Annotated in this window: 21 protein-coding genes; 1 reads left to right on the top strand and 20 read right to left on the bottom strand. The window is 34.3% G+C overall.

What is annotated here, in order from left to right:
• Positions 1–5: 5 nt before the first annotated feature.
• From FG384_RS03210 to FG384_RS03150, 13 genes are all read right to left on the bottom strand, one after another.
• A complete protein-coding gene (locus FG384_RS03210) occupies positions 6–1,121 on the bottom strand; it encodes a glycosyltransferase family 4 protein (protein ID WP_142641121.1) in 1,116 nt (371 codons plus the stop codon).
• A 195-nt stretch (positions 1,122–1,316) separates the two neighbouring features.
• Positions 1,317–2,561, bottom strand: coding sequence for an O-antigen ligase family protein (locus FG384_RS03205; RefSeq protein ID WP_142641120.1), 1,245 nt, complete (start codon positions 2,559–2,561; stop codon positions 1,317–1,319).
• Positions 2,562–2,565: 4 nt separating this feature from the next.
• Entirely contained in the window at positions 2,566–3,627 is a 1,062-nt protein-coding gene (locus FG384_RS03200) for a glycosyltransferase (RefSeq protein WP_166462364.1), read from the bottom strand.
• A gap of 234 nt (positions 3,628–3,861) precedes the next feature.
• The gene (locus tag FG384_RS03195) at positions 3,862–5,049 is read right to left on the bottom strand and encodes a glycosyltransferase (protein WP_142641118.1); all 1,188 of its coding nucleotides are present in this window, start codon (positions 5,047–5,049) and stop codon (positions 3,862–3,864) included.
• Complete coding sequence (locus FG384_RS03190) at positions 5,046–6,377, bottom strand: flippase (RefSeq protein WP_142641117.1); 1,332 nt, start codon at positions 6,375–6,377, stop codon at positions 5,046–5,048. The genes FG384_RS03195 and FG384_RS03190 overlap by 4 nt, the downstream gene beginning before the upstream one ends.
• A 173-nt stretch (positions 6,378–6,550) precedes the next feature.
• Positions 6,551–8,380, bottom strand: coding sequence for a polysaccharide biosynthesis protein (locus FG384_RS03185; protein WP_142641116.1), 1,830 nt, complete (start codon positions 8,378–8,380; stop codon positions 6,551–6,553).
• A gap of 17 nt (positions 8,381–8,397) precedes the next feature.
• Positions 8,398–9,312: a Wzz/FepE/Etk N-terminal domain-containing protein gene (locus tag FG384_RS03180; RefSeq protein ID WP_142641115.1), complete on the bottom strand. Its 915-nt coding sequence runs from the start codon at positions 9,310–9,312 to the stop codon at positions 8,398–8,400.
• On the bottom strand, positions 9,309–10,856 hold the full coding sequence (locus FG384_RS03175; protein ID WP_142641114.1) for an O-antigen ligase family protein: 1,548 nt from the start codon (positions 10,854–10,856) through the stop codon (positions 9,309–9,311). Before FG384_RS03175 ends, FG384_RS03180 begins: the two co-directional genes overlap by 4 nt.
• Before the next feature lie 14 nt (positions 10,857–10,870).
• Positions 10,871–11,377 carry a tetratricopeptide repeat protein gene (locus FG384_RS03170; RefSeq protein ID WP_142641113.1) on the bottom strand — a complete coding sequence of 169 codons (507 nt, stop codon included), beginning with the start codon at positions 11,375–11,377 and terminating at the stop codon, positions 10,871–10,873.
• Between the two features lie 464 nt (positions 11,378–11,841).
• Positions 11,842–14,061 (bottom strand): hypothetical protein, encoded by a 2,220-nt coding sequence (locus FG384_RS03165; protein WP_142641112.1) that lies wholly within the window; start codon positions 14,059–14,061, stop codon positions 11,842–11,844.
• A 1,325-nt stretch (positions 14,062–15,386) separates the two neighbouring features.
• Entirely contained in the window at positions 15,387–16,115 is a 729-nt protein-coding gene (locus FG384_RS03160) for an amino acid ABC transporter ATP-binding protein (protein ID WP_142641111.1), read from the bottom strand.
• Positions 16,116–16,135: 20 nt separating this feature from the next.
• Positions 16,136–16,795, bottom strand: a complete 660-nt coding sequence (locus FG384_RS03155; protein WP_142641110.1) for an amino acid ABC transporter permease — start codon at positions 16,793–16,795, stop codon at positions 16,136–16,138.
• A gap of 30 nt (positions 16,796–16,825) precedes the next feature.
• Positions 16,826–17,653: a transporter substrate-binding domain-containing protein gene (locus tag FG384_RS03150; RefSeq protein ID WP_142641109.1), complete on the bottom strand. Its 828-nt coding sequence runs from the start codon at positions 17,651–17,653 to the stop codon at positions 16,826–16,828.
• 275 nt (positions 17,654–17,928) lie between these two features.
• Between FG384_RS03150 and FG384_RS03145 the strand changes: the two genes are divergently transcribed.
• The gene (locus FG384_RS03145; RefSeq protein ID WP_142641108.1) at positions 17,929–18,483 is read left to right on the top strand and encodes a helix-turn-helix domain-containing protein; all 555 of its coding nucleotides are present in this window, start codon (positions 17,929–17,931) and stop codon (positions 18,481–18,483) included.
• Positions 18,484–18,926: 443 nt separating this feature from the next.
• On the opposite strand, the gene FG384_RS03140 is transcribed toward FG384_RS03145, so the two are convergent.
• The 7 genes from FG384_RS03140 to argJ all read right to left on the bottom strand — a co-directional run bounded on the left by FG384_RS03140 (position 18,927) and on the right by argJ (position 24,291).
• Complete coding sequence (locus tag FG384_RS03140) at positions 18,927–19,307, bottom strand: DUF1761 domain-containing protein (protein ID WP_142641107.1); 381 nt, start codon at positions 19,305–19,307, stop codon at positions 18,927–18,929.
• A 2-nt stretch (positions 19,308–19,309) separates the two neighbouring features.
• Positions 19,310–19,777 (bottom strand): SRPBCC family protein, encoded by a 468-nt coding sequence (locus tag FG384_RS03135; RefSeq protein WP_142641106.1) that lies wholly within the window; start codon positions 19,775–19,777, stop codon positions 19,310–19,312.
• 186 nt (positions 19,778–19,963) lie between these two features.
• Complete coding sequence (locus tag FG384_RS03130) at positions 19,964–20,914, bottom strand: nuclease-related domain-containing protein (protein WP_142641105.1); 951 nt, start codon at positions 20,912–20,914, stop codon at positions 19,964–19,966.
• Positions 20,915–20,960: 46 nt separating this feature from the next.
• Complete coding sequence (locus FG384_RS19700) at positions 20,961–21,128, bottom strand: hypothetical protein (protein ID WP_166462363.1); 168 nt, start codon at positions 21,126–21,128, stop codon at positions 20,961–20,963.
• Positions 21,129–21,213: 85 nt separating this feature from the next.
• Complete coding sequence (locus FG384_RS03125; RefSeq protein WP_142641104.1) at positions 21,214–22,338, bottom strand: acetylornithine transaminase; 1,125 nt, start codon at positions 22,336–22,338, stop codon at positions 21,214–21,216.
• Positions 22,335–23,114, bottom strand: a complete 780-nt coding sequence (gene argB, locus FG384_RS03120) for an acetylglutamate kinase (RefSeq protein ID WP_142641103.1) — start codon at positions 23,112–23,114, stop codon at positions 22,335–22,337. Before argB ends, FG384_RS03125 begins: the two co-directional genes overlap by 4 nt.
• The gene (gene argJ / locus FG384_RS03115; RefSeq protein ID WP_205961738.1) at positions 23,077–24,291 is read right to left on the bottom strand and encodes a bifunctional ornithine acetyltransferase/N-acetylglutamate synthase; all 1,215 of its coding nucleotides are present in this window, start codon (positions 24,289–24,291) and stop codon (positions 23,077–23,079) included. Before argJ ends, argB begins: the two co-directional genes overlap by 38 nt.
• Between the last annotated feature and the right edge of the window lies 1 nt (position 24,292).

The following is a 24,292-nucleotide window of genomic DNA, read 5'->3' as shown; positions in this document are numbered from 1 at the left end:
ATTATTCATCCTTTTCTCAAAACTCTATCATATATCTTTATATATTCTTTCAATACATTTTCTAACAAATAAGGTTCTACTTCCTTATATGCATTTTTCCCCATTTTTTGTCGCATTTCTTCCTGATTCAACAAAGAAACAAACGAATCTACAAGTAAATCATCATTTCCATGAGGTATAACAAATCCACTTTCACCACTTGTAATCAAATCTCTTAAGCCACGAGTATCTGAAACAACACATGGAATACTTGCAACCATTGCTTCCATAATACTCTTCGGAAGTCCTTCACGATGCGATAACAAACTAACGATATCAGTAATTCCTAAAAGTTCAGCCACATCATTCCGAAAACCTAAAACTTGTATATCTTCCAAACTGTGCTCTTGAACATATTTTTCAATTTCATCTCTATGTTCCCCATCACCGATTAACAACAAAGCAGCTTGAGGGCTCTGTTCTTTAATCCTTTTCCAATTACTTAACAAAAATTGATGATTCTTATTTCTATTAATTTCTGCAACATATGATATAACAATTGCATTTGTAGAAAGTCCTAGTAGTTGTTTAAGTGTTTTCTTATCACTACTTATATTTTTTACTGGCTCAACTCCAACACCATGGACTAGAGAAATATCTGACTCCTTTATCCCAAATCGTAAACCATTTTTATAGTCTTCCTTATTAATAGTAATTAAATGATCAGTCCATCTGGCAGCCATTTTTTCAGCAGTATAGTAAATCAGCCAGTTTTGTTTAGGTGCCCCCGAAAAAAAGTGAAACCCATGTGCAGTATAAATTATTTTCCCATGCTGTGATTTACGAAAAGCGGCCCTTGTTAAAAGAGAAGCAACAGGTGTATGGACATGAACCAATTCAAAAGTTTGTTTTGAAAATACTTTTTTTAGTTGATTATATGCATCTACATTTTGCACACTTAAGGGATTTCTTGAAAAGGGAATATCAACACACTTCACCATCAAATCTTCTAAAATTGCTCGATCTTTCTCGCCTGTACCAGCGGCCCACACATTATATCCCTGAGATTGGAAGTACTGAATATATGGTATATGAAATGCAATTAAATGACGGTAAACAGACGCTACAAATAATATATTCATATAAAGTAGTCCCTTTCTTTTAATACCTCTATTCGTTCACCTCTTAAGAAGAATAGGTTGTAAACTTCATAAGCTTTTCCAATTTATATCATTTCTTAACTTTAGATGAAAGTTTTCATGCCAACCTTACAATATTTGTGGCTATTTAGCCTAAAAGTAGATGTATAATATTTTCAATCTACCCTCTTTTAAGTATTATAAATTATGATCGTTATTATAAGATTCTGCTAAATATAAACCAACAAAAAACCAATAAAAATTAAAAGGAGTATAAGTAGATGCAGTTTGAGTTATTGAAACTACTAATATTGATATCGATATTAATGCAATAGTTAAATTTATATTACTCACTTTTTTCCTTAGAAAAATACCTTTAAATAAAAACAGCAAATAAGATAATAAAAATAGTAATCCACCTTGCATAAATATTCTTACATACTCATTATCTATAAAACTTTCGATTTTTATTTCAGGAGATCCAAATGTTCCTAATGGATATTCATTCAAAAAATGAAAACTATACTTCCATGCATCTACTCTTGCAGCTAAATTCACATCAGCAGAATATCCATAAATGAAAATCTCATATAATCCTCTTAATCTCTCAATTGTAGTTTCTGAAATGAATTTATCCAAGTTTGGTATAATTATTATCAAGGCAACAGAAAATATAAAAAAGATGAATAATTCCCTGTAACTTATTTTCTTAGAATTAAATGTTTTAAACAAAAAATATAAAATATATGACATCGTTAATGATAGAATAGCACCCCTAGACATCGATAAGAACAGAATAATTGTATTCATCATCAGCATCACTAATCTCAGTCTGCCTTTCATCATAAAAAAAGAATACCAAAAGATCATTAATGTAAAAAAGCCTAAAATATTTGGATCTAAGTATGTACCTGTGCTTCTACCTATTAAATATTGATAACTATTAATTTGTTTTGAAAATACATCAAAATTTATGAGTCTATAAAATAAATTTGTTAGTATACCTTTATAATATAGAAAATGAGCTAACGAGAAAAATAGTTGTAGAAAAGTAAATAGGAGAAGATAATTATTTAAAATACTATATTGTCTGTATTTTTTATAAAAATAAAATCCAATTAATATCAAACCCGTAGATATTAACGGATTTAAAACTATTAATAAACTTCTTATTGGATACTCATAAAATAACACTCCAAGTAAAGGGAGAATTAGAGATAGTATGAAAAAAGGGACAAGATACAAAAAAATATTACTCTTTAATATACCTAGTATTTTTCCATTGCTTAGTAATACTAAATATAATGCTAATAATAGAATGATAAAATCAAATATATTTAGTATTCCTTTTCCACCGGTATTTAAGATAAGAACGATTCTGTCATTAAAAAAAAAGTAAACGAATAAGATACAAAGTATAAAATGTAATTTTATTTTATCCATATGTTCACCTTTTACCTTGTCTTATAATATTCTCGAAAAACTCTAATCTTTTCACTTCCTTATTTTCATTGAATATACATTCTATTTCTTCCTTTGTAATCTTCATATCTTTAGAATTCAATATAAAATTTCTAATTACATTAATATTTTCTGAAACATTATTATCTGTATTCGGTAGTTTTAATATAAAGGGATAAGTACTCTCAGCAAAATCACTATCTACATAGCCAATAATAATAGGGAGTCCATTCTTTAAATATTCTCGGACTTTTAAGGGTGATGCCTCTTCCATATTTTTCCTGTGCAAAGCAAGCGTTCCAATACCTACGTTACATTTACTCAAAATAGGTAGATACTCTTCTTGAGACATGTAGCCATACTGTATAAAATTATTAGGTGGATTATCCATATTATTAATCCCTATAATATGAAAAGTACAATTTGGAATATGATTTGCCAAATCAATTAATTTATCAATTCCATGCCACTTTTGATTGGGCGAACCAATAAATATAGCATGTAATTCCTCATTTTTCTCCATAATTTTCTTTTCCTTAAACGGCTCATTTATACCATTTGCAATTGTTGAAATTTTAGATGAATAATTCTCAACTAAACTTTTTAGTTCTCTAGTTACTGTAATAAATCCATCTGCTTGCTTTAATAATAAATCACGTGTACATAGTAAATACAATCTTGATAAATAGGGATAACTAATTCTACTTTCCTCAATATCATTGGAATTAATTTCAATAACGCTTTTATTATGTTTTAATATTTTATAAAAGCTTAATGTAAATAAGTAATACCTAAAGTAAACAATATCAGGATTATAATCTTCCACTATTTTTTTTCCTTTATTACTGAAAATAAAATCTAATCTAGTACTATATTTAATATGTTCAATTTTTACTTTTTTAAAAAGAGGAGAGATAAATTCATTTGAAAAATAAAACAATATTACTTCATGCCCTTCATTTTTCCAAAAATTTATCTGATTTAATATTTTTTTAGAAACGCCATGTTCCTTATCTAACTTTTCCGCTACTATATAAGCAATTTTCAATATTGAATTCACACCAATCAAAGTTTCTTTAAACTTTTAAACTACTATTCATATTTCTATAGTTTTTAAGTAGCTAGTAGTTTAATTTAAACTTAAATGTACTTCTTTACTAATCGATAGAAATTTCGAAGAATATCCATATTTGAAATAGAATTTTATCTCTAATTAATTATTAAGAATTATTCTTCTCCTTCATGTTTCTCTTGTTAAAAAGAGTAAATTTAACTAAACCACTTAATATTTTTTATTTTTAACTGTTGAATATATTTCAATTAATTGTTTGCTAACAGATTCTCCAGCAAATCTTTCGTGACAATCCATTATTATTTCTTTTTCCTTAAAGTTGTTCCGATTTTTTTTCATATTTACCATAGAAAAAGCTAATCCTCTTATATCATCCACTTCAACCAAAAAACCATTTTTCTTGTTTACGATAAAATCAGGACCACCGCTTTTGGTAGCAATTATAGGCTTACCGCATGCTAAAGCCTCTATATAAACTACCCCAAAAGTTTCATCTCTGCTTGAAAGTACGAATGAATCACAATCTTGCATTTGAACTACAACCTCATCTCTTGTAAGTTCACCAAGAAATACCACTTTCTCATAAATATTTAAATCTCGCGCTATTTTTTCTAGATTCAACCTTTCTTCGCCATCGCCACCAATGATTAATTCAACATATGGATCATTATTAAATGCCAACGAAAAAGCTTTTAACAAAACATCCATACCTTTTTTATATGTTAAAAAACCTAATGTAAAAAATCTGAATTTCTTTGTGTTTTTTTCTTTGTGTGAAGTAGGTTTAAAGTTTTGAGTATCTACAATATTAGGTACTATAATAATTTCTTTATCTGTATATTGTTGTAGTTCTTTTTGTAATCCAGGTCCGACCACAATTATTTTATTCGCGATATTTAAACTCTCTTTTATGTAAGGCACTTGCCAATCCCTAATTTTTTTACGAGAGTATAAGGTAGAATGTTCCGTTATGACAAGTGGAATACCATATTTCCTAGCAATTTGTACAGCTGCCCACCCACCCCACAGTATAGAATGTGCATGAATAATATCTGGCAATCCTTTTTCTAAAATAATTTTTTCCACTATTTTCGTTAAACTCTTACTGTAATTGTTTTTTAGTATCTCTCCAAAAAGAGGAATATAACTATAACCTCTAAATAATGGTATATGATTGTACATTCTATATCTATAGGTTTCTATGCCTTTTTCAACACTATGATAAAAACCTGATTTTGATTGTATTTTTTTTCTATCACATAAATCCCAAATTTCTGGATATGCAACAATAACTTCTAATTGCTGATTTTTTAAAGCTATTGCCTGTTCTTTAAAAAAAACGCCTGCAATTTCATTCAATTCATTCGGATACCATGATGGTACAATTAGAACTTTCAAATCTTTCGCATCCTTCTAATCAGTTTAGTAATCAAATTGATAATATATTCTATATCATCAATGTTTATGATTAATATGTGTTTTAATTTTGATTTTGTAATTTTAATATAAATAATTAATTTTATTAAAAATGTTAAACTGTAAGTGATAGAAGTTGCCATTGCCGCTCCTTTTATTCCTAATTTTGGAATAAAAATGATACTCAGAATCACATTGCAAATAATTGTAAATAATGAAGTGTATAAATTGACCTGAGGTTTTCCTCTTCCTGAAATATCACTTGAAAGTATCTTTTCAATAGAGAATAATGTAATTCCAATCATTAATATTCTTATAACCATAGAGGCTTCCATATAATTAATTCCAAATAGAATAAAAACTACATCATCAGATAAAAACCAAAAAAATATTCCAAAAAACAGGGATAGATAAAACACACATTTCGCTGTTCTCGCTGTCAGTTTATTACGTTCATTCTCATCTGTCATAGAAGATATTTTAGGGAATAAAGCTGATGCTACAGGTTGTGAAAATATCCACAACCTTTCAGAAATCGATACTGCTACATTGTATATTCCAACTGCTACAGGATTTAGAAAAAAGGAAATCAAAATAATATCTAAACGATAGTTAAAAAAAGTAACGATATTACTAAGATGTGCTTTATAACCATATTTTACACTGTTTTTAGTTAGGTCTACAGAAAATTCACTGAACTTGAAACGGACACTATCTTTAAAGAGATAAATTACTATAAACACTGTCGGTAATATTGAACCTATAATAAAAGAAATAAGTGCCCACAACAAGCTAAGCTTAAAAATACTGAGAATAACGAGTAGAATAATTACTTGAACAAATTTACTAGATAAGTTTATAGCATTAAAACGTTTAAAATTTTGCGTTCCTTGATATACTGCTTGGAGAAAACTATTAAAAAACAAAAAAGGTAATACAAGTAATACTGACAATAACATCGAAATTGAAATTTCATCAAAAAATGTACTTTTAAATAAAAAAACTGCTATAGTTCCTAATACTATTGCAAATAAACTTATTACTCCACTTAATATAATATTTGTTGAAAATATAGTATTCATACTATATCTATCGCTTCCTATAAAAAAAACAGTTGCTGGTGCGATACCAAAGTTCATAAAAGTAACTAAAATAGTTGGAAGTAGGGTTATAACAGTGAATATACCTTGGCCTTCTACTCCTAATGACCTAGCAATAATAATTGTTACCATTAAGCCAAATATAATGGTAAGTATATTGCTACCAAAATTCATAATACTATTCTTCAAAAAACTACTATTATTACTCATTTAACTCCTCTTTTAAAATCATTTAGTTATAAAAACGATAGTTGACCATTTTTTCAATATTCCTTTTAAACTTTTATATGCTTTAAATCTAATCAATAAACATCTCAATGAGTTGTAACCAATAAAAAAGATAGATTTAAATAATACTTTTCAAAAACTCCCTACCTTTAGAACTAAAGCATTTTCATCTTATTCATCATTTGAAAATTTTCCCTATTAGCTATTCCTACTAAGGCTCTTTTAAGTTCATCAATTGTCATGAATGGTAACATTTCAATCGTATACTCCATCTCTTCTTTACTTATTGGATTTGCCTTTCCAAAATGAATTTTCGGAAAAATATATCCATTTTGAATTTCATCCTCATTTAATAATTCTTCATAGAGCTTCTCGCCAGGTCGGATACCTGAAATTTGAATATCAATTTCTGTTTCACTTAAGCCAGATAATTTAACAAGATTTCTTGCTAAATCTACAATTTTTACTGGTTCTCCCATATCAAGCACAAAAATTTCACCATTATTTGCTAGTGTTCCAGCTTGAATAACTAATCTTGAAGCTTCTGGGATTGTCATAAAGTAACGTGTCATTTTTTGATCAGTTACAGTGATGGGTCCACCTTTTGCAATTTGTTTCTTAAACAATGGTATTACAGAACCACGTGATCCAAGAACGTTTCCAAAACGTACAGCAGCGAACTTCGTTTCACTTTCTTTCGCTAGGTTCTGCACTATCATTTCTGCAAAGCGCTTTGTTGCTCCCATTATATTTGGTGGGTTAACTGCTTTATCCGTTGAAATCATAACGAAATAGCCTATTCCAAATGTATGTGCAGCTTCTGCTATATTTTTTGTACCAAAAATATTATTTTTAACAGCTTCCATTGGATTATGTTCCATTAGAGGCACATGTTTATGAGCAGCAGCATGATAAATAACATCAGGTTTATACTCTGAAACTATATCAAATATTCGACTTCGATCTTGTATATCTGCAATAAGTGGGATAAATTCTGTTTCCAAGGAAACATTTTCATTAAGCTCCATATCTATTTTATAGATGGAATTTTCACCATGACCTAACAAAAGAATTTTCTTAGGCTTGAATTTCAATACTTGTCTACATATTTCAGAACCTATTGATCCTCCTGCACCAGTTACTAAAATAGTTTTGCCTGTTAACTTTTCAGAAATAGCTTCCATATCCAGTTCTACTTCTTCACGCCCAAGTAAATCTTCAATTTTCACTTCTCTCATTTCATTAACAGATAGCTTTCCAGTCATCACTGCTTCAATACTTGGCATTATTCTAACTTTTGCTTTCGTTTTAGAACAATGTTGAAATATTTCTTGTATATCCTTTTTTGTTAATGATGGTATTGCAATAATAATATGATCAATTGCATGGCTTTCCACTATTTTGGGTATTTCTTCAATAGTCCCTTTAACAGGTATATCTAACATTTTTAGTTTTTGTTTATTTGGATCATCATCTACAAAAGCAATAGGTATCAAATCTGAATTAATTGATTGCCTCATTTGTTTTGCTAAGATAGTCCCTGCTTGTCCTGCACCTACGATTAGCGCCCGATTTTTTTTTTGATGCATATTTTGCATTCTTTGTTCACTGAAAACTCTTAAAGTAAATCTAGAACCACCTATTGCAATAATATGTAGCATCCAAGTAACTGCCATAACGCGAAAATACACGTCTTTTTGTACTGCATATTGCATCAAACTTGCTGTACCAATAGAAATAGTCACAGAATATACTATAGTTAGCAATTCACTAACCGATGCTACACTCCAAATCCGATCATACAAATGAAAATAATACGCCGCTATATGATGTGAGATAAGCAAAGTAATAGCACTAAGTATAAGAGTAGGAAGTGAATAAACAGCTAATGTCGGATGTAATAGAAAATAACTAAAGAAAATAGCAGATATCACAATAATGGAATCTAATACTACAAATGTTGTTATTCTTAATCTATATCCCATTACCATCACTCCTCTTTTTATTTATTTCTAGGATTTGTTTCTTCCCAATACTTTCTTATAAATACTATTCCTAAACCAATCATTACTCCGATAACTAAACCTATGGCAATGTTTAATACCGTCTTTGGTGAACTTGGTTCTTTCGGTACAGTTGGTTCAATAATCGTTTTGATTAACGGATTTGGTCTAAAGCTTTCAATATTCGTCAAAACTGACTGATACTGATCTAGTACCTTTCTATATTCTACAGACTTTGACTCAATTCTTGCTTGTAATTGCATTAATTCGTTTTGTATTTCTCCGTCTATATTAACCATTGATTCTTGTTGTTCTTGTGTAAGATCTATAATTAGTTCGTTTCCTACCATAGTTTGTAGAATTAATATTTCTGGTAAGTTGTTTGTTTTAACAGTTGTATTATACAATTTGATTAAGTCTCTAATTTCATTAGATAGCTTTTTACTTTCTTTTGTATATGAATCTGCAAGCAAGGTAAATTCATTTTGAAGGGCATTAGCCATCGCTATCTTTTGTTCATCTATCAGTGTTGTTAAGACATCACTCGATTTCTTCGGATCTCCACTAGTATAAGTAAGAGAAATCATAGATGTTACTGTATCTACAGTTACTTTTAAATCATGGTTACTTACTTCATCATCAACAATTACTTGATCAATAAATGCTTGGCTCTTAATCTTCTCTGCAAACACTTGATTCGTAAACTCACTATCGATATATTGTTTTACAATACCTTCAGCAGCCGTATTCGAAGTAATTTGAACAGTCGCTTTAGACTCATATTTTTTTTCAAGTACAAAAATACTCAAAAGCCCTGCAATTAGCATAGAAGCTATAATTGATACAATAATAATGTACTTACCTTTCCATACAATTTCGATGAGTTCTCTTAAATCAATCGTTTCTTCGTTCATGTTTTCTCCCCTACCAATTCTTCATTTTTGTTTACTGTATATAATATTGTGACTATTAGCAAAGGGGCAGTTGTTAATCCAATGACAGAGTCATTGAATATAGCTTGTATCAAGAAAGCACCAAATCCCATAGAGAGAGCTACAAAATATGAATTTGTTTTTGATGATTTTTTATATATTGTTTTTAGAATAGGTAGAGTAAATATAATGAGCATAATAATAAATGCTAGAAAACCTAATATCCCGGTTCCCCAAAGGATTCCTAAATACATATTATGTGGTTTATCTACTAACCCTTTTTCATCCCAAAGCTCTGCTCGCTTCTCTAGATTATTTTGGGGAAAGTGGAACAATATAGTGTCCATTCCGTATCCATATAATGGTCTTTCACTAATCAACTCTAACATTGTAGACCAAATATATATTCTTCCTGATCCTGCGGCGTAACCTCGTTCTGGTAATACTGGCAACTCCAATTTCTTATCAGCAGCATAAGTCTTGTTATCAAATAGTTCTAACGCACCCTCGATTTTTGTAAAAGGATTTGTTTTTACAAACATCCCTAAAGATTCATTCCATACTTTTGGATTTTTAGTGCTTAATATCCCAATTTGTAAAGAAGCTATCAATAAAAAGCTCATGAATAAAAGAAGTCCTCTTTTTTTGTTTCCTTTCAAAAATAATGCAACTAGCATAAGTAATGTCATCACTGCAACTGAAAGAAAACCACTTGACGACATTGAAACTAATAGAGTTGCAAAAGCTGCTAACGCAGTTAATAAATTGATAATTCTAAGTCTCATACTATCTTGAAAAATTGCCAAAGTTAAAAATATCATCACCATTATTGAAGACATACCGCTCATGTAATTCCACTGATTCAGTGTTCCGGTTAATATCGATCTTTCGTCAAAAGTTACACCTGATTTATCAAATATTGTGAGTATTTTATGTATAGTTTCATTTAACATAATATTTTTTCCATAGAATGTCATTAGAGCTATAATTATATTAATCCATATAAATGGATATAATGCATATGTAACTATTTTTAAAGCATTTTTGGGATACTTTATATTAAGTGCTATAAGCATTAACATCGCAAAGCAAATGTATGTAATCGCACCATCATGTCGATTATGCATTCCCCAAATAGCAATTGTTTTGTACTCTGAGAAAATCACAGATACTAGTAGAAAAAAGATAAATGCATAGATAGCATAAATTACTTTGTCTTTTTTAAACTTATAATTTAAAAATAATAATTTGTATAAAAACAGGATTATTGTCGCAATTGTGAGAATTACTAAAGCAACAAATTTAAAATATGTAAATATATCTGTCTGATATGCTGTTCCACTTACACCTGATCCAGAAATATCAGGACTTACAAATAATGCCGTATGTGCGCCTATTAATAATGGAATTATAGCTATCGCCACTAAAAGGATATAAAATATAAATTTATCGATTGTTTTTATCGATTGTTCGTCTTCATTTATATCTCGAATGACATTTATCTTATTTAATGTTAAACGTGCCACTTATGATTTCACCTCTAATTTTGCTCAATTATTTCGATTAAATTTGTTAGTCTTGCCTGATAAGCTTCATCTGTTGACAGATGTTTTGCGCGATCAATAACTGTTTTCGCATTTTCAGTTTGTTCATTATTAATCAGAGCAACCGAATATTGATACATGAATTCTGGATTTTCCACTAAATATGGATTCAAGTCCATTGCACGTGCATACATTACTGTTGCTGGCTTTATTTTATCCGCACCTAAATATGTATAGCCCAACTGAAACGCAATCATATAATTTTCAGGATACTTTTTTTGGAGTTTTTCATATTGTTGTATTACAGCATCCTTATTCTCACTAAATTCTTGTTTACTTAACTGATCAAGTAAAACATAATCATTCAACAAAACTTCATCCTTTTTAGCAGACATGTTATTCATCCATACAAGTACAACAATTACTAAAATTAAGATAAAAAAGAATGTGTACTTCAAAAAATCAAATTTCTCTGATTTACTTGTAACCGCTAGTTTTTTCATACTATTTCAATCAATCCTTTCAATCTTGTAGCAGAGCAATTATATCATATTTTACTAGAATTAACTACGACATGAAAACTATACCAACTATACTTATTAGCTGTAGATTTACAAGATATGTGTGTATGTAACGAAGTAGCCACACGAAAAAAATATATTTCTACCTACTAGTTTCCTTTATTTAAATACCCTCTAAAACCAGCAAAAACTTTTAAAATTAAACTTTCCCATCAACATATTCGCTTTTTTCTAGACAATTCAAGCATAAGTTGGATAATGTCGTATTTTTTGGCCACAAATACTTATAGCCACTATCATTTGATATAAAGCCTTTACAATAGAGTTCATAAAAATACCACATCCATAAGATGTGGTATTTTTATGAACTCTATTACTCTAAAAAAAAAACTGTCCTAAAGTCGATGATATCGACTTTAGGAACAGCCTAAATTCAATACTACTAATTAATAATTAGCAATTGAATTTGTAATATTAACTTTCAAACCATACTCATTTGTAATACCAGTAACGCCATTTACAGTCAATGCGCCTGATAATTTACCATCTCCACCAGAGATTGCAGATGGAGCACCAAATTTGATTTCAAATCCAGTTGTTGTTTCAGTAATTGAAGTACCGTTCACACCATCTACATAAGTAGCTTTTGTTAAATCACCATCTAATAATACGATTGATGCTTTAGCTGCAATTTTAACATTATTTGCATCTTCAGACTTAACAGAATTAAATGGAATTACATCTCCAGATAATGCTCCGTCTCCAGAAGCTGCATTAACAGCAGTAGCTGTAAATTTACCAGCAACAACGTCTAATTGGTCACTTAAACCAGTAGCTACTGAGTAATTTGGAGCTATTTCGTTAACTGCTACTGATTGACGTGATTGGAAGCTTACTTTTTGTGTAGGATCTACTGAAACTGTAACACTCCATTTTCCATTTGATCCAACTACTGTTTGAGCTACCGGACGTTCTAAAGCAATATTGTAAACTGAAACTGTTTTACCAGCTTCACCAGTACCTGTTAATGTAATTGTATTACCTTCAACACGGAATGTATCAGTAGCTCCCATATAATCTTGATCTACTGAGAAATCAACACCAGCTACTTTATCAAGTGCTAATTTTAGAACAGATCCAGCACCTGGAATATAATTACCTGTAACGATATCACCTTTTGTTAATTTTGCTTTAAATGCATCTAGAGAAAGCACACCATTGTTAGTATCTTGATATACATTTCCAGCTGCTTTTAATACAAATTTATCATTGTTGTTATTTACAAAATAGTTATTAGCTGCATCTACATATTTTACAGTTCCAGAAGCATCAGCTAATAGAGGTGTTTCAGAATCAACTAAATGATAGAAGTTTAATGCTCCTGAGTATTTTGTTTCAGTAACAGAACCTGTAGCACCAGTTAAAGTATCAAATTTAACTTTACCACCAGTAACTTTTCCAGCTGCCGCTTTTACAGTAACAACTAATTGACCGTTAACTGGATAAACAGTATCACTAGTTAATGAAGAGTAAGGAATACCATTTACTGTATTAAATTCATAACCAGCTTGAGTGAAAGAAATTTTCACTGGACCGTTATATGTTGTTCCTTGAGCAGTTTTGAAAGAAGCTGTAACTGCAAGAGTTTGAGTATCTTCTGCATGTAATGCAGTTGCATCTACTCCGATATTTCCAGCACCAGTTGCAGGTGTTTCAAACTGAACTGAAGAACCGTTGTAAGTTACTGTATATTTAGTTGCAGCATCTAATGCTGTAGTTGTTAATGTAACTGTCTTTTTGTCAGCTGCAAGTTCAGCTTTTGTAACTACTGCGCCATTGTCAAGAACGAATTCAGAACCCGCTACTGCAACAACTGGTTTAGTTAAAGTAACAACAACAGTTTTATTGTCTACATAACTTACTGAAGAAACAGCAAGTGGTAATGCAGTTACTACATCAGTAACTGATTTTTGTAAAGATGTTTCCCATTTAAGATCATTAGCATCAAGGATTGCTTGTGCTTCAGCGATCTTTTTAGAAGCATCTGCAGTTTTACCTGCTTTAACGTCAGCAGCTGCTGCTTTTGCAAGCATGTTAACAGTTACTTCGTTTTTAACTGATGCTACTAATTTTTCTATAGCTGGTTTCACTTCGTTACGGATACCGTCACGAGTTGATTGACCATATACGCGGTCTAAAAGAGCAGCTTGTTTACGGTACTCAGCAGTTGCTTTGTGGTAAGCAGCTTCAACTTTTTCGATGTCATTAGATTTGATAGCTGCATCTAAGTTAGCTGTCAATTCTTTGATTTTTACACTTGAAGTGATTGCATCAATGTAAGCTTGAGCGCGTTTCACTTGTAATTTTGCATCAACAAGTTTAGCGTCTACTGCTAATTTTTCAGAAGTTGAAAGACTAGCTGCTGCTTTTTCCGCAGCTGCGATAGCTTTTTTAGCAGCATTGTATTGTGCCATTGGTTGTGTTTTGTAATCTGCAGTACCTTCTACTGAGATAGCCCATTTTAATACTGTACCTGCATTTTGTGCGTCTGTTACTAATTGGTTTACATTAGTTGCTGCGTCAGCTTGGTTTGCTGGTGCTGCTGCAACGAATGCTGAAGCTGCTACTGCAGTTGAAGCTGCAATTTTGATAGCTTTTTTCTTCATAAACTTGTGATCTCCCTTCGCTTGTGTGTTGCTTTTTTTTTTAGTGTGTAACACCGGTCGCTTGATCGCGTCCAATATCTTCACCCTAACTAATATATGAGTATACAAAACTCATATGCTAAAATCAACTAAAATCCTAAAAGATTACCAGTTTTTTTCGAGGATGAGGTTTTGAAAGCACCAAGGACACTATTACACATTCCATATTACAGCAATGTTTCCATTTGCGCCACCTTTTTTTCTGAATAATTCTTACTATTTTTATATTGTTCAAAATTACTTAATATTCTTTTAATAATAGTAGATTTATTTTTCTATATATTTTTTTATTTTAATTAAATTAAATGCGTGCAATTTTAAATATTTGTGTTATGATGTACAGTATAGAAGGTTACTTATAGATGTGTAACGCCGTAAACTTGTTTGTACATTCATTAGTGTGCAGCCTTCTACTTCCTTCGTTTTATCGCTCAAGAAAAGAAGCATCTGAAGATCGGATGCTTCTTTTCTTATTTCAACGCCTTCGGCTAATGCCAAAGGCGTTTTTTCTTTTTTTATATGTTGATAAAAAGATTATTTCCTATTTAATAGAAGAAAAAAGTTTTCGGGAATGCCCCCTCCTGAAACCTTTTAATTTTTTATCCATTTCCTCTTACAATTCCATCAATTTCTCCATGAGGATGTATTTCACAAACACCATGTTATGCATTTACTCTTTCTCGCCAAAGAATTTGTATGTTTTTGGTCAGCATCGTAAACCAACTACTTGACTCAATACGTAGAGGAAAAAGCTGCGAGACTCCTGCGGAAAAACGGAGCGTCCAAGACCCCGCACGAACGTAGCTAGGTGGAGGCTTGGCGATTCGTCCGCGGAAAGCGATTAGCTTTTTCCGAAATTCAATTAGTCTTCACTCTATCTTACAAAGAAAAGATTGAAGACAAAACGTAGATTCTAATTTACGAGCCTAATGACTAAATACTTTTTCATTTCTAGAAAATCGTTGAAAAAGGCGACACTCCTGCGGGAATAGCGTAAGCCGAAGACCCCGCAGCGTAGCGAGGAGGCTAAGGCAACGCCCGCGGAAAGGGAGCCATTTCAATGATTTTCTTATCTATTGGGATATTGTACAACCCCGTCTGCCAAAGCTGGTTACAAGGACTTCCTCTGTGGCCACAGCTCTGTGTGGAAGGGACTTGGTGATTCATCCACGGAAAGCGAGTGTTTTTTCTGAACTCAATAAAATTTTATTTAATAAGAAAAAAGACCATAGGTAAAACTCGAATTTATCGAGTTTGCCTACAGTCGGGAAACATTGGAATAGTTTTTAGTGGTTTAATACTTTTGATAAAAAGTCTTGTGCGCGTTTTGTGTCTGGGTTACTGAAGAATTTATCTGGTGCCGCACGTTCGACGATTTTACCTTCTGCCATGAATACGATTTCATCACAGATTTCTTTCGCGAAGCCCATTTCGTGTGTTACTACAACCATAGTCATCCCGTCTTTTGCTAGTTTACGAATCGCATCAAGCACTTCTGTTACCATTTCTGGATCGAGTGCAGATGTCGGTTCGTCAAATAACATAACTTGTGGGTCCATTGCAAGTGCGCGTGCGATCGCTACACGTTGTTGTTGTCCACCAGAAAGTCTGCTTGGGTACGAGTCAAATTTGTCTCCTAGTCCAAGAGAGGTCAATAGTTCTTTCCCTCTTTTTTCAGCAACTTCCTTCGAAAGTCCTTTTACTTTCATCGGTGAAATCGTCACATTTTCCAATGCCGTTAAGAACGGAAATAGGTTGAAGCTTTGAAATACGAAGCCGATGTTCAATCGAGCTACGTTAATATCCGTCTTTTTATCGTGAATTGACACGCCATCTACAATTATCTCACCAGTATTGATCGGCTCCAATGCATTAATTGTACGTATGAGCGTTGATTTCCCTGCTCCACTTGGTCCAATTAGTGCAACTACGTTCGATTTCGGTATTTCAAGCGAAACGTCGGTTAGGACGTGGTGGTCGCCGAAGCTTTTATTGACATTTTTAATAGATATCATTGGTTACACCCTCCTCAACGTTATGCTTCGCTCTTCAGTAATCGTTTTTCGAAGTATCGAATGATTAACGATAAGCTGAATGTCATGATGAAATAGATTAGCGCAACGAACGTCCATACTTCAATAGAACGGAATGATGTTGCTACTAAGTTTTTTGCGTTTAGCGTTAACTCGGTGGCTGCAATGACAGATACAAGAGACGAATCTTTTATTAGCATAATAAATTGTGATGCAAGTGGTGGTAATACTCGTCTAAATGCTTGCGGCAAAATAATATATGTCATTGCTTTTGCATGAGACATCCCAAGTGAACGAGCTGCTTCCATTTGCCCTTTTGGGACAGCTTGAATCCCAGAACGAACGATTTCTGCGATAAATGCACCAGCAAATATCGCAAGTCCCCAAATCGAACCCCAATAGGAACCAAGCTTCAAGAATTGTCCGAGTACAAAGAAAATCCAAATAAGTAATACGAGCAGTGGAACACCGCGAATAATCTCTACATATATAGAAGATATTAATCTAAAAAACTTGTTTTTCGAAATACGTCCCATCCCAAAAATAATACCGATTGGAATAGCGATGAGGATCGCAAGCGCTGAAATTTCCAGCGTTTTCAATGCCCCATCTATAAAGACGTCCATATTGCGAGTAATAACACTCCAGTCGTAACTATACATCGTTGCTCCTCCTCTAAGTTGCTAGAGTTATTATTCCTCTACTACTTCTGTTAACCAATCAGAAGTTTCAAACCATTTGTGGCGAGAAGCTAGTTCTGATGGGCTTCCAATATAGCTTGCTAAGAATGAGTTAACCCATTGTAGTGTTTCGAAATCATTTTTCTTAATAGCAATACCAAGGTTTTCAGAAGAAATTAAACCTTCTAATGCTCTTACTTCGCCCGCATTTTTCAAATTCCAAACTGCGATTGCTGGTTCATCATAAACAACTGCATCCGCTTTTCCTTGTGCCATTGCTGCTGCTGCAGATGGGAATTCTTCAAAGTCTAATACTTCTGCGTTTTTAAATACATCTTTCGCAAGTAATGCACCAGTTGTTCCAATACCTACAGCGATTTTGTTCCCTTTTACATCAAGTTCTTGCCAAGTTTTCGTTTTTGTATCTGATGATGGAAGCATAACAGCTTGACCTGTTTGGAAATATGGATTTGCAAAGCTTACTGCTAATGCCCGGTCACCACGAATTGTCATACCAGCGAAAACCATGTCAACTTCTCCCGTTTGAAGTGCAGGAATTAATCCGTCAAAAGTGAATTGCTTGTACTCCACTTTAATATCTTTTCCAAGAGCTGCACCAAGCGCGTTTGCGAAATCTACGTCATACCCCACGAAGTCGCCGTTTGGATCTTTCATATCAAATGGGAAATATCCTGGAGACATCCCAATGACTAATTTTTTGTCTTTCAATACTTTTTGGATTGTCGAATTTTCCGTGGAAACTCCACCACCCGAATCATTACTACAGCCTGCGATAACTAACACAGATATCATTAGTATAGCTACTAGCCATTTTTTCATTTATCATTACCCCCATTTATAATTTCTTCAGTTCCCCTTATTTATCTACTGAATTATTAGTAGTATAAGTTATTATTATTCACCTGTCTACATAAAAAATAACTCGTTATAATATTTTTATTATTGATTCTATTGGAAAAAAAGTGCAAAATATAGGATAAGGGTCTATTAATTAGAGTTTATGAGAGTCTTTGTTTTAGTATTAATAAAATATTCAGACGTTTAATTATTCTGTCAAATGAATAATTATTCATACAACGGGAGAGTGTTGCTTAATGGAGTTTCCAAAAACGGAAGTAGGAAAACGAATAAGGTATTTAAGGAAATCACAAGGGTTAACTTCTGAGGAGCTTGCGAAACTTGCAGGAATAAGTCAGAGTATGATTTCTCAAATTGAACGAGGACAGGTCTCTCCATCGCTAGAGACGCTTTGGAAATTGAGCCATAGTTTACAAGTTCCTGTTTTTTCATTTTTTGAAATGGAAGAATCTAATATCGTCAAAATTTCACGGGCAAAGGAAACAAAGGTAGTTAAACGGGTTCGCCCAAATGTTAGCTATGAGTTGTTGTCACCAAGTTCTGGAAAACAAATGAGCTTTTTCAAAATGGTCGTAGAGCCTGGTGAGGATTTAAATGCCCCGCTAATGTATCACGTTGGCGAAGAATGCGGTATTATGCTAAAGGGGAGTTTGCGAATTGAGGTAGAAGGTGAGATTCATATTATCAATGAAGGCGATAGCGTTTACTTTGACAGCTCTCTCCCTCACCGTTTCATGAATCTCGGTGAAGAAAACGCCGTGTCTATTTGGGCGATGACACATAGTTTTTAGAAGAAACACTAGTGGGAAAAGGGTAGCCCATCATAAGGTTTCTCACACCCGAGATTGAAGTAGAAAGGTATCACTTTAATGGTTTGGAGAAGCGTGCGCTAGACTCCTGCGGGATAAGCGAGACAGACGAGACCCTTCAGGAGCATAGCGACGAAGTGGCTCGGCTCTCGCCCGCGGAAAGCGAGCGGTAAGCTTCGGAAAACCAAATCTATCCTATGTAAAAATAATAAGATTGTAGCTAACTAGTTTTTTAGAGTTTGTCTAATAGGCCAAAAAGTAGAGGGGGAACTTTAACAATTCCCACACTCTACTTTTTAATTTCTAGAAAATCGTTGAAAAAGGTGACACTCCTGCGGGAATAGCGTTAGCCGAAGACCCCGCAGCGCAGCGAGGAGGCTAAGGCTCGCCCGCGGAAAGGGAGCCGTTTCAACGATTTTCTTTTATTAAGCTAATAAACTATGCAAAATACCAAGTAATGTAAATATGATTAAATGATCTCCAATTGCGATGACTAATGATTTTTTAGAAATGAGTCCAAATAATGCGTTTTTCACATAAACCATCGTAATAATGATCCCAATAATGAATCCGATTGCCGCTCCTTGCAGCACGCTATCCGAAGACGTTGCTTGAAGGAGAATCGCTACTAAAAATGAATTAATGAATGCAATAATAACAGAATAAATGTATTTGAACGGCCCATTGCTTTGATTGTCTTTTTTTCCAGATAGTAGAACAGAATAATAAATTCCACCATAAATCATATATAATAGCCCTCCAGCAAGAATGGCTATAAAGTTCATATTACTCCAATCGATTGACATGATTATGACTCCTTATTTAAGTCTTTTAATGCTTCCGTGCGAACTAGTTCCACGAATCCATTCACTACTTTTTCGTTTTGTTTTTTTGTAGCTAGCTTAGTCAAAATACGGCCCATTAAATTGATGCCTTCATTTTGGCCAGTATAGATAAATGTTGTTGTTTGATCGTCTACTTTTATTAAGGTGAATGCCGCTTGTATTTTAAACACTTTTGCTAAGGAAAACTCAATCTTGTTATGTTTCTTATTGGGCGTATTCTCGTGCTCTATGTCCGTCACGATGTAAGTTTCCGTTCTTTTTCCTTCTTTGTATGTTTGCTGATAAGTTGAGCCGACTACACCTTCTTTAATTTCTAATGGTTTGTGCTCCACGACGTTTGGCATGATACGCTGGATTTGATCTAGTTGAAATAGATTCCAAACAGTTTCTATCGGTGCTGGGATTTGTATTTCTTTGTGCCAAGTTTGCATGTATTTTACTCCTCCAATTGTCTTATGTAGGATGAGTGTACCAATAGTTTACACAAGTGGCAATGATAATTTGGAGTCAGGGTCATTTACTCTCGGATAAGTGGTGGATTCTCTCGGATAAACTGTTTATTCTCTCGCATGAGGGGCATATTCTCTCGGTTGGCATTCTTTTTCTCTCATAAAGGATTAAAAATCCATTTTAAAGTACTTTGTATTTTTTCCATTCCCGGTTTTCATTAGATTGGATCCATTTAGAATTCTAGTAGCTTCATGTAGATTGTTTAATTGGAAAAATTGTCGGCAGTCTTTATTAGTTATGAAGCCTTTATATAGAAGGAAGTATTCTCTTATCGTTTGCTCATGTGCTTTATGTTCAAATTTTCTACACTTTGGACAGTACCATGTTCTTGGGAGCTTTAACATACCGATAAAGCTACAATTTGAGCATTCTACTCCTGACTTTATTTCAGATGCTGGGATGCTGAAATAGCTACTTAATGGAAAAGGCTTAAATGGAACATCCTTCTTTAGAAGATATTCTTTCAGTTTCTCTAAGTCTGCATCGGAAAGAATAGGATTTTCCCTATTTATTTTTCTAACATAAGATGGCACTTCATTACGCAGTAAAATGGTCGTTTGATTAGTTATTGTTTTAATATAGTTTTTCGCAAAAGCAAATACGATCGCACCACGAATAGGGAGATCGATGTTATGTTCCTTAAATATTCGAGTTAGTTGGTACATGGATTCCTCTAATTGCGGTTCGGGGCTGTCGAACGTGTGGACTTCGCCGGTTTCGAGTGTTCTTTTTAACTGGGATGGATTAGTCAAGAGTTCAATAGTGCCTTTGATGTTTTTTACTTCGAGGATCATTGCAAAGTAGGGTGTGATGATGAGCAAGTCCATTTGGAATAGCGAATCACCGTAGAGAGAAATGTTGTGGAATACATAGTGCTTGCATGGCAATGTTAATGATTCAAGTTTTTTCATAACGGCTTCTTCGCCTGCATCACCTGCTGCTATTCTGTATTGTTCTTCTTTAATGGATGCATATTTTGGATGTAAACGAGGGAGTCGTTTGGATAATGCCGTTAGTGCTTCTGAATATAACGATTGCGAAAATGCTTTTACAATCAATGTTCTATCACCTCCCCGATAGATTAGCACATTCTATTTGGAAAATCTATACAAGGATAAATTCTCTCGGATAGAATGTGGATTCTCTCGGATAGCCCCAAGATTCTCTCGCATAAGGATCTGGTTCTCTCGGATAGCCCCAAGATTCTCTCGCATAAGGATCTGGTTCTCTCGGATAGCCCCAAGATTCTCTCGGAACGGATTTTATTTCCATATAAAAAAGCTGCCTTATCACATAAGACAGCTTTTAAAGGAATGAATAGCGATTCGCTGAGCGCTTTAATTCAAGTTGGATGAAGTTATATTAATATAGAAGAAAGTACATTAACTGCTTGGTCGATTTCTTCGGTTGTAACCGTTAATGGTGGCAGGAGTCTGATAACGTTTGGTCCAGCTGCTACTAGTAAAAGACCCGCTTGTTCTGCTTGCGCTATGTATGGCGCAACTTCATCTGGACAAACGATACCGAGTAGTAAGCCAGAGCCAACAATTTCATAAGCTGGTAGTGCTGTTTTTAATTTACCCATAAAGTAGGTAGATTTTTCATTCACAGCAATTAAAAATTCAGAAGTAAATACATTATTGATAACTGTTTGTGCAACGGCCACTGCTAGAGGGTTACCACCGAATGTTGATCCGTGGGTACCGGGTCCGAACGAATCATGTAACGCACTCGTACCAAGCATAGCTCCAATCGGGAACCCACCTCCAAGACCTTTCGCTAACGTCAAAATGTCAGGTTTTAGGGCGGTTTGCTCGTAGGCATAGCGTGTTCCAGTACGACCGATTCCTGTTTGCACTTCGTCAATGATAAGTAAAATGTCTTTTGAATCGCAAATGGCTGCAATTGCTTGGGCGAATTCGGGAGACACTTTGTTAACCCCACCCTCACCTTGAATGACTTCAAGCATGATTGCAGCTACTCCGTCGTCAATTAATGCTTCGAGTTGATCTACGTCATTGAATGGAATGGTTCTAAATGTGTCTAGTAATGGACCGAATCCTTGACGTACTTTTTCTTGCCCCGTTGCGGACATTGCTCCGAATGTGCGACCATGAAATGATTTTTCGAATGTGATGATGACATGTTTTCCAGTATGCTTTCGAGCTAGTTTGATAGCAGCTTCATTTGCTTCTGCTCCGCTATTACAGAAAAAGCCGCGTGCGAGATGTGTACCCTTTACGAGTGAAGCTGCGAGCTGCTCTTGCTCTGGACTTTCGAATAAATTGGATGTGTGCCACAGCTTTTCGCTTTGTTGTTGAATTGCTTGAACAATTGCAGGGTGAGCGTGCCCAAGACTTAGAACGGCAATTCCACTAGTAAAGTCAAGATAGTCTTTTCCAGTATCATCCGTAACGATTGTGCCTTTTCCTTGTATGAGATGAACTGGACGACGCGCGTAGTTTTGGAATAATGCACTCATGCGAATACCCCCTGTTTTAGAATAGTCGTACCTTCTAGTTTCTCCCCGACAATTTGTACAGATGGAATTCCAGCAGCTAAGCAATCTAGGGCAGCAGATACTTTTGGAATCATCCCCCCGTATATGTCAGCTGTTTCAATCCAACTGTTAATAGCTGAAGTAGATACTAGTTGCAGAATTTCTCCATTGATTTTTATGCCAGGTGTGTCCGTTACAAGGAGTAAGCTGTCTGCTTTCATTGCAAGAGCAACTTTACTTGCCACTGTATCACCGTTTATATTGAGTGGTGTTCCATCTTCTGCGCACCCAACACACGAAATGACCGGCGTAATTCCGCTTGCTATTAATGTGTCGAGTAGAGAGCTGTTTACTTCTTTTATTTCTCCTACAAATCCGTATGTTTCTTTATCTAGTACGTCGCAATCTAATAAGTTCGCGTCGTATCCACTGAGACCTATAGCGGTTATCCCGCTTTTATTCAGTTGGTGGACAAGAGTTGGGTTTACTTGGCCGATTAATGTTGTTTGGACAATATCGGCAGCTTCTTTTGACGTCACTCGGAAACCGTTAATGGTTGTGGAGGTTACACCGTTTTTTTCAAGTTGCTTATTTATTGCTTGGCCACCGCCATGAACAATAATAAGTTCTGTTCCTTGTTGTTGCAGTTGTTTGAAATTGGCTATATGCTCTTTATTCAACCGTTCAAGCATACTGCCACCTAGTTTAATGACGATTCGCTTAAGAGCGGTAAGTTGCGTTGATTTGGACGTAGTCATACGTTAAATCGCACCCCCATGCTATTCCTTCGCCATCCCCTTGGTGAAGCTCCACGATGATTTTCACTTCATGCTGTTTTAAATAAATAAACAAATCTTCCTCTGAAAAAGGGACAGGCTCGCCATTTTCTACAACTTTTGTTGTACCGATATATATTGTAATTGCATAAGGATCGAGCTTCGCACCACTATATCCAACTGCCGCAATGATTCTTCCCCAGTTTGCATCTGCACCAAAAATTGCTGTCTTGACTAAGGGTGAGCCAACAACTTTTTTAGCAACGATGCGTGCTTCTGCATCTGTAACTGCCCCTTGTACTTCGACTTCTATAAGTTTTGTTGAACCTTCCCCGTCTTTGGCTATCATTTTTGCTAAGTCTTGAGAAACGGCATGCAATGTTTGCACAAAGTTCGCCCAGTCTAGGTGCTCAGGTGTTAACGTGTTGTTCTCTGCTAAACCATTTGCCATGACAATGACCATGTCATTCGTGGACGTGTCTCCGTCAACTGTGATGGAGTTAAAGGTTATGTCTGTAATGGATTTGAGTGCTTCTTGCAGATGGTTTGATTCGATGTTCGCATCTGTTGAAATAAAACCAAGCATCGTCGCCATATTCGGCTCGATCATCCCGGATCCTTTTGCCGTCCCTGCAATGATTACTTCTTTGCCGTCGATGATTGTTTTGTACGACGTGTTTTTCGTTACCGTATCTGTCGTCATAATCGCTTGAGCGAACCCGATTGCTCCTTCTAACTCGTCGATCGGGTTTAACTTTTGGATGCCCGCTATGAGTGAATCCATTTTCATCATTTCCCCGATAACCCCAGTTGATGCGACACCGACTAAATTTGGCTCAATCCCTAGTTTTTCAGCAGTTTTTTCTTGCATCGTATAAGCGTCAATTATCCCTTGTTTACCCGTACAGGAATTTGCAATTCCCGAATTGATGATAATTGCTTGCATTTTTCCTGTCTTCTGCACAACTTCTTTTGTCACGATAAGTGGAGCACCTTGTATGGCGTTCGTTGTAAATACACCGGCTACGCTTGCTGGTACTTCGCTAACTAGTAGTGCTAGATCTTTTTTCTTGTGCTTAATACCACAGTGGATGCCTGTCGCTTTAAACCCTTTTGGCGAAGCGATGTTTTTATATGAAATCGACTTCATCGTTGTCATT

Source organism: Psychrobacillus vulpis (assembly GCF_006861825.1).
In the GTDB taxonomy this organism is placed as follows: domain Bacteria; phylum Bacillota; class Bacilli; order Bacillales_A; family Planococcaceae; genus Psychrobacillus; species Psychrobacillus vulpis.
The sequence above is the reverse complement of the archived record's forward strand: the minus strand, read 5'-3'. Positions and strand labels throughout refer to the sequence as shown.

Coding starts and splice junctions, on each gene's coding strand:
- FG384_RS03135 (WP_142641106.1), bottom strand. CDS start 19,777: ATGCAAACTTGGCACAAAGAAATACAAATCCCAGCACCGATAGAAACT.
- FG384_RS03150 (WP_142641109.1), bottom strand. CDS start 17,653: ATGAAAAAATGGCTAGTAGCTATACTAATGATATCTGTGTTAGTTATC.
- FG384_RS19700 (WP_166462363.1), bottom strand. CDS start 21,128: ATGGAAATAAAATCCGTTCCGAGAGAATCTTGGGGCTATCCGAGAGAA.
- FG384_RS03140 (WP_142641107.1), bottom strand. CDS start 19,307: ATGTCAATCGATTGGAGTAATATGAACTTTATAGCCATTCTTGCTGGA.
- FG384_RS03160 (WP_142641111.1), bottom strand. CDS start 16,115: ATGATATCTATTAAAAATGTCAATAAAAGCTTCGGCGACCACCACGTC.
- FG384_RS03145 (WP_142641108.1), top strand. CDS start 17,929: ATGGAGTTTCCAAAAACGGAAGTAGGAAAACGAATAAGGTATTTAAGG.
- argJ (WP_205961738.1), bottom strand. CDS start 24,291: ATGACAACGATGAAGTCGATTTCATATAAAAACATCGCTTCGCCAAAA.
- FG384_RS03125 (WP_142641104.1), bottom strand. CDS start 22,338: ATGAGTGCATTATTCCAAAACTACGCGCGTCGTCCAGTTCATCTCATA.
- FG384_RS03190 (WP_142641117.1), bottom strand. CDS start 6,377: ATGAGTAATAATAGTAGTTTTTTGAAGAATAGTATTATGAATTTTGGT.
- FG384_RS03170 (WP_142641113.1), bottom strand. CDS start 11,377: ATGAAAAAACTAGCGGTTACAAGTAAATCAGAGAAATTTGATTTTTTG.
- FG384_RS03165 (WP_142641112.1), bottom strand. CDS start 14,061: ATGAAGAAAAAAGCTATCAAAATTGCAGCTTCAACTGCAGTAGCAGCT.
- FG384_RS03155 (WP_142641110.1), bottom strand. CDS start 16,795: ATGTATAGTTACGACTGGAGTGTTATTACTCGCAATATGGACGTCTTT.
- FG384_RS03180 (WP_142641115.1), bottom strand. CDS start 9,312: ATGAACGAAGAAACGATTGATTTAAGAGAACTCATCGAAATTGTATGG.
- FG384_RS03185 (WP_142641116.1), bottom strand. CDS start 8,380: ATGGGATATAGATTAAGAATAACAACATTTGTAGTATTAGATTCCATT.
- FG384_RS03210 (WP_142641121.1), bottom strand. CDS start 1,121: ATGAATATATTATTTGTAGCGTCTGTTTACCGTCATTTAATTGCATTT.
- FG384_RS03205 (WP_142641120.1), bottom strand. CDS start 2,561: ATGGATAAAATAAAATTACATTTTATACTTTGTATCTTATTCGTTTAC.
- argB (WP_142641103.1), bottom strand. CDS start 23,114: ATGACTACGTCCAAATCAACGCAACTTACCGCTCTTAAGCGAATCGTC.